The organism is Alteromonas sp. S015, assembly GCF_036864485.1.
Taxonomy (GTDB): Bacteria; Pseudomonadota; Gammaproteobacteria; order Enterobacterales; family Alteromonadaceae; genus Alteromonas.
Window position 1 is genome coordinate 55,152 of record NZ_JAZETO010000012.1, and the last position, 13,898, is coordinate 69,049.

12 protein-coding genes are annotated in these 13,898 nt (G+C 42.4%); 6 read left to right on the forward strand and 6 right to left on the reverse strand.

Annotated elements, in window-relative coordinates:
* Positions 1-156 precede the first annotated feature (156 nt).
* On the reverse strand, positions 157-1,218 hold the full coding sequence (locus V7R42_RS18985; RefSeq protein ID WP_334022206.1) for an L-dopachrome tautomerase-related protein: 1,062 nt from the start codon (positions 1,216-1,218) through the stop codon (positions 157-159).
* Positions 1,219-1,568: 350 nt separating this feature from the next.
* Here V7R42_RS18985 and V7R42_RS18990 point away from each other — a divergent pair, with 350 nt between their 5' ends.
* From V7R42_RS18990 to V7R42_RS19015, 6 genes are all read left to right on the forward strand, one after another.
* A complete protein-coding gene (locus tag V7R42_RS18990; RefSeq protein WP_334022208.1) occupies positions 1,569-2,240 on the forward strand; it encodes a hypothetical protein in 672 nt (223 codons plus the stop codon).
* A gap of 159 nt (positions 2,241-2,399) precedes the next feature.
* A complete protein-coding gene (locus V7R42_RS18995; protein WP_334022211.1) occupies positions 2,400-4,385 on the forward strand; it encodes a class I adenylate cyclase in 1,986 nt (661 codons plus the stop codon).
* A gap of 160 nt (positions 4,386-4,545) precedes the next feature.
* On the forward strand, positions 4,546-4,938 hold the full coding sequence (locus tag V7R42_RS19000) for a BlaI/MecI/CopY family transcriptional regulator (protein ID WP_334022214.1): 393 nt from the start codon (positions 4,546-4,548) through the stop codon (positions 4,936-4,938).
* A complete protein-coding gene (locus V7R42_RS19005) occupies positions 4,931-6,172 on the forward strand; it encodes a M56 family metallopeptidase (RefSeq protein ID WP_334022217.1) in 1,242 nt (413 codons plus the stop codon). The genes V7R42_RS19000 and V7R42_RS19005 overlap by 8 nt, the downstream gene beginning before the upstream one ends.
* Positions 6,173-6,477: 305 nt before the next feature.
* Positions 6,478-7,068 (forward strand): DUF2780 domain-containing protein, encoded by a 591-nt coding sequence (locus V7R42_RS19010; RefSeq protein ID WP_334022300.1) that lies wholly within the window; start codon positions 6,478-6,480, stop codon positions 7,066-7,068.
* Between the two features lie 157 nt (positions 7,069-7,225).
* Complete coding sequence (locus V7R42_RS19015) at positions 7,226-7,810, forward strand: DsbA family protein (protein ID WP_334022220.1); 585 nt, start codon at positions 7,226-7,228, stop codon at positions 7,808-7,810.
* Positions 7,811-7,870: 60 nt separating this feature from the next.
* Here V7R42_RS19015 and V7R42_RS19020 read toward each other — a convergent pair whose 3' ends face one another.
* The 5 genes from V7R42_RS19020 to V7R42_RS19040 all read right to left on the reverse strand — a co-directional run bounded on the left by V7R42_RS19020 (position 7,871) and on the right by V7R42_RS19040 (position 13,877).
* A complete protein-coding gene (locus V7R42_RS19020; RefSeq protein ID WP_334022222.1) occupies positions 7,871-8,095 on the reverse strand; it encodes a hypothetical protein in 225 nt (74 codons plus the stop codon).
* A gap of 10 nt (positions 8,096-8,105) precedes the next feature.
* Positions 8,106-11,447, reverse strand: coding sequence for a hypothetical protein (locus tag V7R42_RS19025; RefSeq protein WP_334022224.1), 3,342 nt, complete (start codon positions 11,445-11,447; stop codon positions 8,106-8,108).
* A 79-nt stretch (positions 11,448-11,526) separates the two neighbouring features.
* Entirely contained in the window at positions 11,527-12,183 is a 657-nt protein-coding gene (locus V7R42_RS19030; RefSeq protein WP_334022226.1) for a hypothetical protein, read from the reverse strand.
* 169 nt (positions 12,184-12,352) lie between these two features.
* The gene (gene gloA / locus V7R42_RS19035) at positions 12,353-12,901 is read right to left on the reverse strand and encodes a lactoylglutathione lyase (RefSeq protein WP_334022227.1); all 549 of its coding nucleotides are present in this window, start codon (positions 12,899-12,901) and stop codon (positions 12,353-12,355) included.
* A 31-nt stretch (positions 12,902-12,932) separates the two neighbouring features.
* Positions 12,933-13,877, reverse strand: a complete 945-nt coding sequence (locus V7R42_RS19040; protein ID WP_334022228.1) for an alpha/beta hydrolase — start codon at positions 13,875-13,877, stop codon at positions 12,933-12,935.
* Between the last annotated feature and the right edge of the window lie 21 nt (positions 13,878-13,898).

Here is a 13,898-nt window from a genome sequence, read left to right on the forward strand (position 1 = left end):
CTGTGCATGAGCATGCTTGCCGAAAGTGCTAAACACAGGGCTCATTTTCATAAATTGATTTATCTATAGCTTGCTTTGAAATACAGGACACTACTGCCAAGCTATATATAACGCCACCAGCTCCATGGGTGAATCCCGTCGTTCGTTTCTATTGCTTTATAGAGTTGGCAGCGCTGTTTTATAAACTTCAAACGTCATGTCGCTTACATCACTGCCCGCATCTTGTATTTTGCTATTCGTGTAATAAAGTGCACCATTATAAATACTGAAAGTATCAGCCCAACTCACCACATCTCCTTTCACTAGCGTGCGAAGGTCTAGACTTGGCGTAAGGTACTGTACTTCTTGCTTTTCCAGGTCAGCTAAATAAACATTACCTTGATGAAAAATCATGCCATCTGGTGCGCCTGTCGTCGCTACTTTTCGCACTTTTTCTGCCAACACGTCGTTTGACGATTTCTCGATGTCTGAGGTGTTGATGGCATACAGCGAATAACCAGACAATGCGTGAAAATATAGTGTGTCGTTTAACGTATCTAGCGCAATTCCGTCAGACTGAACAGGCATAGTAAAGGGTTTACCCTGTATACTTAACGCATCGACTTCAGCTTTTGTGGTTTTATGGTTATCTAAAATTCGATAGCTGGTATTGTCACTAAGGTTATATACCACTAAACCCGCGTGAGCAGAGTCGGTCATATATATCCGATTCGTTTTTTCGTCTACTCGCAAGTCATTAATGTACGAATCAGGATGGTAAGCGTCTTCGCTAAGTATCAAGGTCCCTTCTATTTCGTTTGAGGCCAAATCAACAACAAACAAGCGGGGGGCATCGACCACGCCTTTAAACTTAGGGTTGCGGGTGTCCAACACATACAGCTTATCTTTGTGCGCCACCACTGACTGCACCGCTAAAAAGCAGTCTTTTCTTACTTCACTTTGCGCCACACATTCATTTGTTTGGCTATTAGGGTAAGCGACAAAATCACCGGTATCGGTAACCTGAGCTACAGAAAAGCGAACGCCATCACGCCAGTTGGGCGCATTCACAAATACACGCCCATCATTACTTACCGTAACACCAGTAATTTGTGTACCTTTTATGTCGCCCACTAATTCAACATTCGCGTCTAATGAAGATTGCGCGATTGCATTAACAGAAAAAAGTGCAGTGACACTCGTGGCAAGTATCCCTTGTTTTATACGCTTTATATTCATGTCCTTTTAACCTTTAACTAGTGGCTTCGCTTGTCAGCGCACATCAGAAAGCGCTGCGCATTAACAAGACTTAATGGAATAAAGCATACGGTCTTATTGTGAATGTGGAACACAATTTAGCGGCTTATTCATGCAGGCTGACGAAAATCAGGCGGTGAGACTAGCTTTACCGCTTATAAGATCCCAAACATGCTATGCTCTCGTTTAAGTTAAGAGCTAACAAACTTTACTAAAAATTATGCACAGCAGTATGATGAACAAACGTGGCACTGATTTTGCCCATGAATGCCTATATTAAGTCACCCACTTTCATGCTCCAACGACATGGAGTGAGCTAAGCAGAGTCAGATATGGATACCACATACCGTCACCTATCTTCTTCACCTACACTGTTCAATTACTTAGATGACACAGCGAATGCCCAAAGCGCACTTCAGGAGGTAGTAGAAAAATCAAGGCAGGCCAACGCCCTTGGTGACGCGTTCAGTTCCTTTAACAGTGAACTAAAAGGAGATCAAATTGACGCATACCTTGAAAAAATAGAACGCGGTGAAACGTCTCTCAAAGGCAATACCATTGCAAACTATCTCGACTTTAATCGGCAAAAACTTGCCTCGGCATTAAGTGACTTAGCGGCAAAACTTGGTATTTCAGATGATACGAAGCTAACGCTGAGTCAAGGTAAGTTGTCGGTTGATAGTAGCGACGGAGAGCCTGCGCTTGATAAAACCGCATCGCGCCTTCAACAGTACTTGGAAAAAGACACCAAACTGTCGTCGCTGATTAAACAAACATCTCGTCTGTCTCAGTTTAACGAATGGAGTGAGGCCACTTCATTTGCGACTACACTCAAGGGTGAAGGCGTTGAAGAGGCAACAATTCAGTCATTCTTAAAAAACGCACGCCCCCCAGTGACGTCAGACAATACGCTCTTATTTAATCAAAATGAGGTTATTTTTTCTTCTGATGGTAAAACTAGTGCGCTAGTTGAAGCGTTTAAAAAACAATACAACCAGCCCTAAAAAGTAAAAAAGTCTCGATTCTTTCCCCCTGCTTTCATAAGTGGGCACCAACACACAGAGAACAACTCGATTAAGAATCACTTTTTCTGTATAAAATTAGAGGAAGTCGACGCGAAATAACGCTATGCTTGGCAGCATGAAGAAGTCCAGATTCACATAATGGCAACGCAACAGCCGCTTTCCGTTCAGCAAAACCTAACCATTAGGTTGTTACGCGTATTAAGATACAACAAAACACGTATTGAACGTGCGCTTACGCTCATGCCCGAAAATCACAGGCCGCTTTTTCATGTGCTCCCCTTTCTTGTACACGTGAATCACGAAGCACTGCCAGGCTTTGTGGCGCCGCTCGCATCAGGTGAAACTGTTCCATTTGGTATTAACAATTACTCGTTTAGGCCTGATGTAGAAAAGGCTTTGCAGCGCTGTTTCCCTGCACAACGCCACTTATTTTCAGACATTAAGCAAATTTGGCCAAGGAATCGAGCCGTTGATGCACTGGTGTTAATGGGCAGTGTGGGGACGATTGCTCAAACTGACGAGTCCGACTTTGATTTTTGGGTATGCATTGATGGTAAACGTTTTTCAACCGCTGCGCTTACTTTGCTTCAACAAAAGCTTACAGCCATAGAAAAGTGGGCAGACGATGCCTTTGGTATTGAAGTGCATTTCTTTTTATCTGATATAGATAAAGTTAAGCAAAACGATTTTGGCGTAGCTGAAGGTGAAAGCGCAGGCTCGGCACAAGCCTTGTTTCTAAAAGCTGAGTTTTATCACACCAACATTGTAGTAGCTGGTAAAGCGCCATTTTGGTGGCTCACCCCAGAGAAAACAACTGAGAAACAATATCAGGCTATTTACAATAGTTTGGAAAAAGGCGGCTCACCAGATATAGACTGGTTCATGGACTTAGGTCACTTGGAGAAACTAGACGCCAGCGAACTTTTTGGCGCCGCCATCTGGCAGTTAGGCAAGGCCATGGACTCTCCATTCAAATCCGTATTAAAAATGGCAAAGCTTGAAGTTTACCTTGCCAATATTTATCACGGACAACCCCTGTGTAATCTTCTGAAAAAGCATGTACACCGCGGCGCTGAAGCTCCTGGTCATGTTTCAGATATCGACCCCTACGCACTTATGTTCGACGAACTCATTGCCCACTACAAAGCCAATGGTCAAGCAGAAGATATTGCGATATTGCAGCACTGTTTGTATTTAAAATGTGGATGTACATTGAGCCACCCGCTTGTAGAAGGTGAACAAGCAAGTTTCAAACGCAAAATTATGGCCTCGTATGCCAAACAGTGGGGATGGAGCCGCAAACAACTCATACACTTGGATAACCAACAAGATTGGACATTTAACGAACGCGTGCAGCTGAGCCGCCGAATCCACCGTTTTTTATTAAAGTGTTATCGCCGCATTTCTAAAGAGATCAGCCATCATCAACAGGTGATGGATCAGAAAGATATGACCGTTCTAGGTCGACGCTTAAGTACTTATTACGCTAAAAAGGCGGATAAAATTGAGTTTTTGCGACGTGCTTTCGATGAAAGCCTTTACTGTGAGCAAATCACCATTGCCATGCGCCAACTTAAAAACGGTGATGAGGTATGGTCGGCGTATGCTGGTGATTTACTGAGTAAATCTGGCATTATTGACGATTCGCAAAAAATTACCCAAACCGCTAGTGCCACAGCGCTGATGGTATGGCTAGTGTCGAGTAAAATCATAGACACTAATAGTAAGATTTATCTCGATTACAATTATGGTGAAGTGAGCGAACTAGACTTAAACGATTTGCTCAAGCATTTATGTAAATACTTCCCCCCAGTCAAAGTGTCGTCGCTACCTCGTAACGACTTGCTGGCCCCCGAACGCATAACAGCCTGCTTTGCGATTGTGAATTTCCCCACTCTGCGTCAAAAAGCAACGGTAGAGCATGTATCGATTATTTACACAACCTCGTGGGGTGAGACCTTTTTGAAGCACGGTAATGAAGTGCTAGATACCCTGTGGTACGACCTACAGGAAGTATCCCCAGAGCCACCTTGCTATGTAATGGTGCCACGAGGAAATCAACAAGCACGGATACTCGGCGAGTTCTTAGAGGCTAACGAGCTCAATTTCACCGTTTTGTATTGATACGCCCAACTTAACGTTTCTACAAGAGCACCAAACAAAGCACTTTACCTCACACCACGTCCCGTTCAAAAAACACGCAAAAAAAGCTTGCTCTTTAGAATTACAAGTGTAATCTAAAGCCATAGACTACACATGTAATCAAAAAAAAGACGTTGTAATTATGAGTAAAATGTCAGACAAACCCGAAATTTCAAACGCTGAATTTGAAGTGCTGGACGTGCTGTGGGACGACCATCCTGCCACATCAAACGAGGTTATTGCGCGACTTAATGACAAAAAGGACTGGCACGAAAAAACCGTCAAAACCTTGTTAGGTCGCTTAGTAAAAAAAGGGGTGTTAGGGTTTGAAAAGCAGCAACGCCAGTACCTTTATTATCCGCTGATTGCCAGAGAAGACTATACAAAAAAAGAAACCACGAGTTTTGTTAGTCGACTATTTAAAGGCAAGATCGCTCCCATGGTCGCCGGTTTTGCTAATCAGAATGCGCTGTCCAAACAAGACATAAACGAGCTTAAGGCCCTTATCAAGGAATGGGAAGAAAACAATGATTGATTGGATTATCGCTCAGCAAGGAATTGTGTCGCTAGCGCTTGTTTTACTTATGGTGTGCGAACACTTTTTCACTCTTAAAATTGGGGCTTCGCTTACTTATAAGCTATGGGCGCTGATACCCGGCTGCCTGATAGTCAATAACCTCCCGATGTCATTGATTAGCATGCCGGCGAATAGCTTTGCTCGCTACGTGGTTGGTGTTAAGCCCCCCCTAAACACCATCACGTTCGAAACGTGGTTTACCGTTTGGGCAACCGGTGTAAGCGTAATTACAGCCTATGTTTTAGTGCATCACATGGTAATCTGGGCATCAATCAGCAAGCGTCGCGCAATTAACACCAATGCTTACTATTCCACCAAAGCTGACACACCTATGCTATTTGGTTTTGTCTCGCCGAAGGTGCTTATTCCCTTCTCGTTTAAAAGTACGTTTTCGATTCAGCAACAAGCACTGGTATTAGAACACGAGAATGTTCATCGCAAACATTATGACCACCTTTGGAACACCTTAGCGCTCGCTACTGTTACGCTATTTTGGTTCAACCCACTGGTTTGGCTAGCGCTAAAATCCTTCAGAATTAATCAGGAAATAGCCTGTGATCACACTGTAATGAAAGGCAAGACAGATAACGAAAAACTTACCTATGCAAAAGCACTTGTTCAATGTGCTGAGCATTGTTCAAACGCCCTGTACGCTACACGAGGGCTTTACCCAACCTTTGGAGAAAAAAGGACTATGATCAAACGATTAAACGCAATAAAGCAACCAATGCGCAACAATAAAGTACTGGCTGCGGGCGTACTTTCAATTGCTGCCATGCTCACTATAAACACCGCTTTGGCCAATGCACCTGTTGCAGTGACAAAACCTGAAGCAAAGATTAACCAAGCGTCGCCGGTTAAACGCGTTCCACCAATCTACCCAGAAAAAGCTGCTGAACAAAATATAGAGGGCTTCGTTGTGCTGTCTTTCGATATTACTGAAACGGGCGCTACAGATAATGTAAAAGTAGTAAATTCGGTACCTGCAGGTGTGTTTGATAAAAGTGCAAAAGTTGCACTGAAACAATGGGAATACAAACCTCGTATTCAAGGTGGCCAACGCATGAGACAAACTGGCCTTCTTGTGCAATTAGACTATCAACTTGGCGCTTCGCTCGATACAGCGAGTGTTGAAAAGAACGCTTCCCCTGAAGTAGAACGCATAATTATTCCGCCTAACCAGGGTAAGTGAGCCTCAAAACCATCAGAATACTAAAAGGAGCGTGTCGCTCCTTTTAGTGTTTTGTCTAATTGACATAATTCGTCTCTGCTGCACACTAGTGCTTTAATAACTGGCATTTTAAAGGAAACGTAAGTGCCTTTATATTTTCTATAGAGAATTTGCGACCTCACTACGTTAGAGTGTGAGCATTCACACACCTGAAAACTTCTAGTTTATGGAAGGTCAAATAGTCGGTAGCGTCATTGCTACGGTTATTTTCAATTATGTTGCACCAGACGGACGTTCGCTGCTGGTGTACAAAAAGGAAATCTATGATGAATCGTATCGTTTTAGCACCTGTAGTGCTTGCCCTTACTTTTTTTACTACTTGTGCTAATGCCAATATTGATCAGCTTAAAGGTCTGTTAGGCGGTAAGAAAGTGGAATCGACAGTAACTTCCAGTAGCCTAACTGAAATGGCAGCAAGCGCAGCATCTAATATCGACTTGGCTAGCTTAGTGAGTTCAGTTGCAGCTAACCTTAACGTGTCTGAAACCCAATCAGAAGGTGGCATAGCGTCAATTATGAACTATGTGCAAGGCAACCTTTCAAGCGCTGATTACGCCCAGTTGGCAAGCAGCATTCCAGGTATTGATAGCCTGCTTGAAGATGTTCCCTCTCTAAGTGACAATTCAGCAGCAAGCTCAAGTTCTTCACTATCGGGCTTACTCGACAAGGCCTCTGAGTACAGCTCTACACTTAAATCGGTAAACGACTTAAAGCAACAATTTGAAGCGCTAGGTCTATCACCCGATATGATTGCTGGCTTTGTCACTCAAATCAGCTCGTATTTAAATGTAAATGCAGATGAAGAGACACAGGCGTTGTTTAAATCTGGCCTAAATAATTTGTTAACCGCATTGTAACCGTTTAAAAGCGTATTAATTCTTTTCTACAGCCCCAAAAAGCGGTGAAAGGTTATTTAGCTAACGAAGTTGAAGTGAATCGCTTCTTCCTGCTAAATACTCAGCACGACTTACATACGGAGTTTAGCGGTGTGGAGTTAACGTTAGAGGCGAATTAATGAATAGTGCACTACTTTTCTTTTTTTTAGTGGTTTCTTCAAACTTTGATATTGAATATACGAGCTGGCAAAAACGAGAAACAGGAGCTAGCGTTACTGTCCATGCGCTGATGGATGTAAACTGTCCCTATTGTTCGAAACAAAGAATAGTGTTGAATAAATTAGCCGCTAATAAAGAGGTTAATTGGGTGCTGTGGTTCATTCCCGAGTCAGATAAAGAAGAGAATACACATAAATTGATGGCTAACCTTTACTGTATTGGTGAGCTTTATGGTACGGAACACTATTTCACACTGAGTGAAAAACTGCTCTCAACACCAAATCAATTACTTGAAAATTCGAACTATACACATGCTCTCTTGTACTCTTCACCGCAAATAGATCAATTAGAAGTTGAAGCATGTCTATCAAATAAGCATGCAGAAAAATATTTCAAACGCGCGCAGCATTTAGTTGAAACATTCGAGTTGAAAGGAACACCTGGTTTACTTATACAACCCTCGAATAAGACCTCTGGCGCCATGCTTCAGGGATATACTAATTACAAAACGCTTCTAGAACGAATAAAAAAAGCCTCTAATTAGAGAGGCTTCTTACTTGGGTAACCTATTCATTAACTCGCAGAATAGGGGTTGTCATTTACGCTATTTTTTTACTCTCGCTTCAATCGCTTTCTTGGCTTCTTTTCTTCTTTGCTCTTCTTGCTCTTGCTTAATAGCGATAAGCCTCGCTTTGGCTTCTTTGAGGGCTTTATGCTGCACCTCCCGCTTCTCATAAACATTATCAGCACTTTTATCATTGGCAAATACAAAAGTTGACGTACAAATAAGAATTGATAAGCCAATCATTGAACGGGTTAATGTTTTCATATTCAATTCCTTATTGACCGATTGATGGTTGAAAATCTTGATAAAAATAACTCGTTGCAACAATATCGATTTCTCTTTGCAGCCCGTCAACCATTTTACAGTTGTCAATTTCATACCAGAAATCAGTGTAATAAGACTGGAACGAGTATAGGTATAAGTTCCCAGATCGAACATTGAATGAGGCTCTACCGAATTCATCAGTGATCACTTTTTCCCCAGTCTGACCAATATAATATTCCGTATTAGTAGATAGCTGCCCTACAGGGTCATAAGCAGTGAGGTTTATTACGCACATATTTGAGGAGTTAAACTCAATAACCTTTGGCACATCTGCCTGATTCAACGTTCCCCAATAGTTTCCACTGGATGTAGATACGTTGATTTCACTTAATGGCGCACTGAACGAAACTGAACCGCTGCTATCAGTAGTATCAGAAAACGTCACGTCTGAGCTGGAGTAACTTGTGAGAGTAACGAGTTCATTCGCTATCGGTGAATTGCCTCCGTCATAGACGTAAACTTCGACAGTGCCTTGTGTCTCTCCTATATCGTAAATGTGCGGTGATTGGTTAATGATATTGGTATATACATACTGAGTAAAAGTACTGAAGTCTTGGCTCTGAACTATCAAACTTCCTTCGCCAATAGGAACACTGATTGGGCCATAGCTGTCTTCCCCGTCTAAAACTTCAACTAGTTCATCCAAATAAACCCCACCATTTTCACTTATAGAATAAGCATAATAATTAAGGGCATAATTAACGCCTGTCGGCAAGGAATATACATCCCCTTCTATTGAAGACCAAATAGTTGGCAGCCTGATATCAAAAGTACATAGTGTTAACTCTGAATCCGAGTCCAGCGTGCACCCCCTATCGTTACCAATATCATTAGCGGCAAATGTACCAAACTCCCCATAATAGCTATCTAGGTAGTTTTCATATGCCCACATTAAGCCATCTACTTCGAAGCTTACTACCAATTCACCTATGGAGTAATATTCGTTATTGGTGGCGCATTGAGACAAGTCAAAGGCCATGCTGTATTGGCCGTCTTGATCCGTCACAGTGGATAATTGCAGACCACAATCCCAGTTGTAATACCAAACCATGAGACCTTGCGCAGGTAAACCATCAACTCCGAAGACAACACCAGATAGGTCATAGCTGAGCGACGATGTAACCGTCAACCAACGAGTTGCTACACTGGTATTGCCCAGAGGATCCGAAGCTTCTAAACGAATTTCACAGTACTCAGCAGGATAAGAAAGCGTATCCGGCGCATTAAATTCATTTTGAAAGTTTGTACCTGAAGTACCAGATTGTGGATTTACGCTTAAAGCGCCTCCCGATGTATTGCCGTAATAGCCACAGTATGTACTCCACACAAGGTTAACATCTTCTCCCTCAGGGTCAGTGACTGTCACAGACAACGGTACACTTGAGCCCATTTGAATCAGATTATCGGTTATTTCAAACTCCGTGATTGCTGGAGGAAGGTCAATATTGTTTAAGTCAATGAGTAATATACCATCGCCATCTTCTTCGAAGTCAAGAGGCCAGCAGGTACCGGTCAAGCTTCCAAACAAACAGCTTCCGTTTTCATCTGGCGTATTAAAACTCGTTGCTAAACTGCTATCTGTAACTAAAGAGTAAGTACCGTCATTATCGCTGCGTAAATAGAATTTGCTACCGCCGATATAACCATAAACTTTAATAGATTCCGGAGAGGTAACTGTAGACATTTTCACAGTAAACGAGCTGAAAGAACCAACGCCATCACTGCATGAACGAGTTGGTGAAGTACCGCTATAAGTGGCACCTTCTGCATCCCAATCTATAGCATCAATCGGTGAATTGGTTAACTCATCTCGCATTTCAAAACGCATACAAGCGTGTGTTTCTATAGGTCTGTCATAGTTCCACCAGCTGAAGTGGTTGACCTCACCGCAGATTTGAAGCATACCATTTCTTTCTTCAACCGTTCCTTGTCCTTCTTCTCGCCAAACGCCCAAGTCTTCATCGTAGTACCACAATGGAACAACGTCACCTTCTAAGAGAGAAGATGTGGCTTTCATACAAACTTCTGCATCATCTGAAAGCGTTGTAATTTCGTTGCCTTCTTGGTCAAACAAATTGAATTCCATCATGCCAAATGACTCAAGGATAACTGGGTCGTCTGTATTAGGATCTGCACCTTCTGGAAGTGCCAACAAATCGCCGCCAGGCATGGACAATAAGTCCTCGGTTTCTGGATCTAGATAAGTTACCGTTCCTGTGACTTGTGTTACGCCAGTTGGAAGAGATGCGAGAGGAATTTCTAACGAGCCAACAGGATTCCCGTTTTTGACAATTTCAACACCACCACTTTGCGTCACATCTTCACTTTCTTCGATGGTGTCAGAAACTTGCTGTAAACTCACTACAACACTGTAGTTCAGTTGACCGGGAACAAAAGCCACTTTGGCGTTACCCGTTGCAAACCCTTGTGCTGTTACATTGATTGGGAAGAACTGACGAGAACCATCTGAAGACAACGTACTGGCCTGAATATTTCCAGAGAAATCACCGCTTAGTGAAGTGAAAACAGTACTCCCACCATTACCTAATTCAACTTGCGCATTTGCAATCGCAGAGCCCCCACCATTAACAATGCCCTCTATAAAAATGCAGTCATTGTTTGCGTCTACAGGGCAAATATCTTCACCATCACAAATTCCATCACCATCACTGTCATTTAGGGGATCAAGTGGACAAACATCAACATCACCGCAAATGCCATCGTTGTCTACGTCGTTATCAACATCTAACGGGCATATGTCCACATCGCCACAAATTCCGTCGTTATCTATATCATTATTGGGATCAAGCGGACATATATCGTCTGTATCAAAAATACCATCTCCGTCGCTATCCTGGGGTTGTGATTCGATAAACTGCATCACACTTAAACTAACAGCGAATTGTGCCCGTGTTCGAGGAAACTCAATACGCACATCTTGTGAGGAATCAGTGAGTGTAAAATAGGGCAAATTATCGGACGTTAATCCTGTCGCATTAGTCACTGGATAAGAAGATGAGGTGACCACCAGTCGTATGTCGACGTATTCATCAATGCTTGCGGGTAATGTAATGTTATTTTCTGTGTAGTAAATTCGATTAGAACGATCGTAACGTCTTTCACCCTGTTCGATTTGTGAATCGGCTACAACTTCCCAAGCTCCTGTCACATCTTGAGCCTTCACTGGCGATACATTTTGCACTAAGAGCAGAATTAATATAAAAAATAAATATTTGAATTGTTCAGAAGTGAACGGCTTACTTCCTTTGTAATTGCAATTAAACCTTACCATGTCCTATCTCCAATTAATTGGACATCGAGCCAAACGACACTTCCTGTTGTTCAATGCCAGGTAAGAATGATTGATTAAATTATTTGTTAAGTCGGCGAATGCCTAGTAATGATATAAGAAGCAAGAATGATAGCGTCGGGGGCGCACTTACTTCTTGAGCTATTTTTTCTATTTTTATTTGTGTTACATTTAGTGTATCTAACAGGTCTAGATCAACGGATTCAATCTGGAAGCCAAATAGAACGTTTTTCCCAGCAGCCTCAGTAATATTAACTGTCGCGCCTGACACTAAATCCCAATAAGAGACGCCATCGTCTGTTTCAAAATATGCAGAAGCCAGTGAATCATTACCTGTAAGATCCGTATCGAATTCAACTGTCAAAAATAGCTTTTCTGTTCCGCTTACAGACATTAAGCCTAGCATCCGAAACAAACCGACGTACCATGCTTCATCATCTAAGTCAGGAAAGTAGTTAGTCGTTAGTGTAAAGCTACTCGTGCTAGAACTTATCAGCTCTGACGGCATTGAGCTGCCCACGACGCCGAAAACATCTACATTATCATCTTCAGACAAGTCGTAGTACGTATACTCTCCTTCCCAATTAGTAATATTGTCAGTACTCAATTCATAAATGATAGATGCACTGGCATTAAAACTGACAGAAAAGAGAAATAGAAGGGTTAAAAGAGTTTTACTGCGGAGGTTAGAACTTATCGTGTTAGCTTTTACAGTCATCAAAAATCCCTCTAAAAATTAGCTCAACACCATGTTGAGCTGTCTCTAGTAAGCATTTTTTGAACCTAAATTTACATAAATATAAACCTATGTTTTTATGTCTATTTTTTAATCAAAGAATTTTGATGCATAATATTTGTAAAAATTAATGACAGTTTTAAAGGTTAGACTACTTCTTCAAATGCGGCGCGCAGGTTGCTGAAACATCGGACGCGCTGAATATTTCAACCCAGTAGCCGTCAGGGTCTTTGATAAATGCGATACCCTTCATTGAACCGTCGTTAAGCCCTTTCTGAAAAGGGACGTCTAGTGATGCAAATCGTGCACATGCGGCTTCAGCATCAGGCACGTGAAAACCAATGTGTCCGAAACCTTTGGGCTCTGTATTTCCGTTGTGATAGTTAACCGTTTCTGGTGTATCGCCCCAATTGTGGGTTAACTCTAACATAGCGGGGCGACCAAAAGTTTGCTGAGTACGTTCATCTATATCGTCAGAAATATCAGAGAAATCATCACCTGCTGCCAAAAAATAAAGACTGAATTTCATTTCTTGGAAATCTAGTCGCTTGATTAGCGTCATTCCCATGACTCGCGTATAGAAATCTAGCGAACGCTTGGGGTCGGCAATGCGCAGCATAGTTTGATTGAACACAAAACCTTGTGTGGCGGCATCTTTCTCTTCATACAGGCCATCGGCTTTATCGAAATGTCGGCTCATAAATTTTTCCTTTTACCCTATTAAAATGAAATTAGTTATTTTTCTTGTTAACTCGCTTTACAAAATTAACTACTTTCGAGACAAATTCGTCGGTATCAAATACCGGGTCGCCATGGCGCTTACCTTTGACAAGGAATAACTCGTTTGGCACGCCAAATTGGTCAAGGCTGCGACTTAACAATTCGCTTTGCGAAGCGGGTACTACCCCATCATCAAGCCCGTGAAAAATTATAAACGGCGGCGTTTCGTCATCTATATAAGTGGTTGGCGAGGCTTCTTGTGCTAGGGCTTCGTTAGTCAGTGGAGATTCCCCCAAAAATTGAGCTTCTGCGGCATCAGGCGCGTCGTGATCCACTTTCCCGCTGTTACCTCGCAATGCCACAAGATCAGAAGGTCCAAAAAAGTCGACCATACCAATAACGCGGTAGCGTGGCTTAGCATCAAGAAATGGAACATTATCGTTATTTGATGTGGTTAAAAGCGCGGCAAGATGACCTCCTGCTGAGCGCCCCATCATTATCACGCGATCGGCACTTTGCTTAAGCTCACCTTTATTTTCTACTAAAAAGTTAACCGCATCGTTTATGTCGTTGAGTGCAGCAGGATAAATAGCCTCACCGCTAAGTCGATAATTTACTGCCGCAACCGCCACACCTTCATTGAGCAAAGAAGCGACTAAATTACCATTTTTGGACAGGGTCTCGTCTTTGTTCCCTCTCATCCAGGCGCCGCCATGAATCCAAACAGCAAGCGTAGGAACTGAATCAGAAAAAGCTGGCATGTATAAATCTAATGCTAAATCTTTACCGTTTACGGTTTTATAAATCATAGACTGGGGTGTAATATCGTTCACATTAAGATATGGCGTTTCGGCCTTGTTACTCTTTGTTTCGCTCTTATCGCTTTTCGTCGTATCACACCCTACTAGCATTATTGCTATACCAAGAAGCGTAGCAAGCCCAAAAGTAAACCGCATAAATGAAGGCTCCATCCTTTG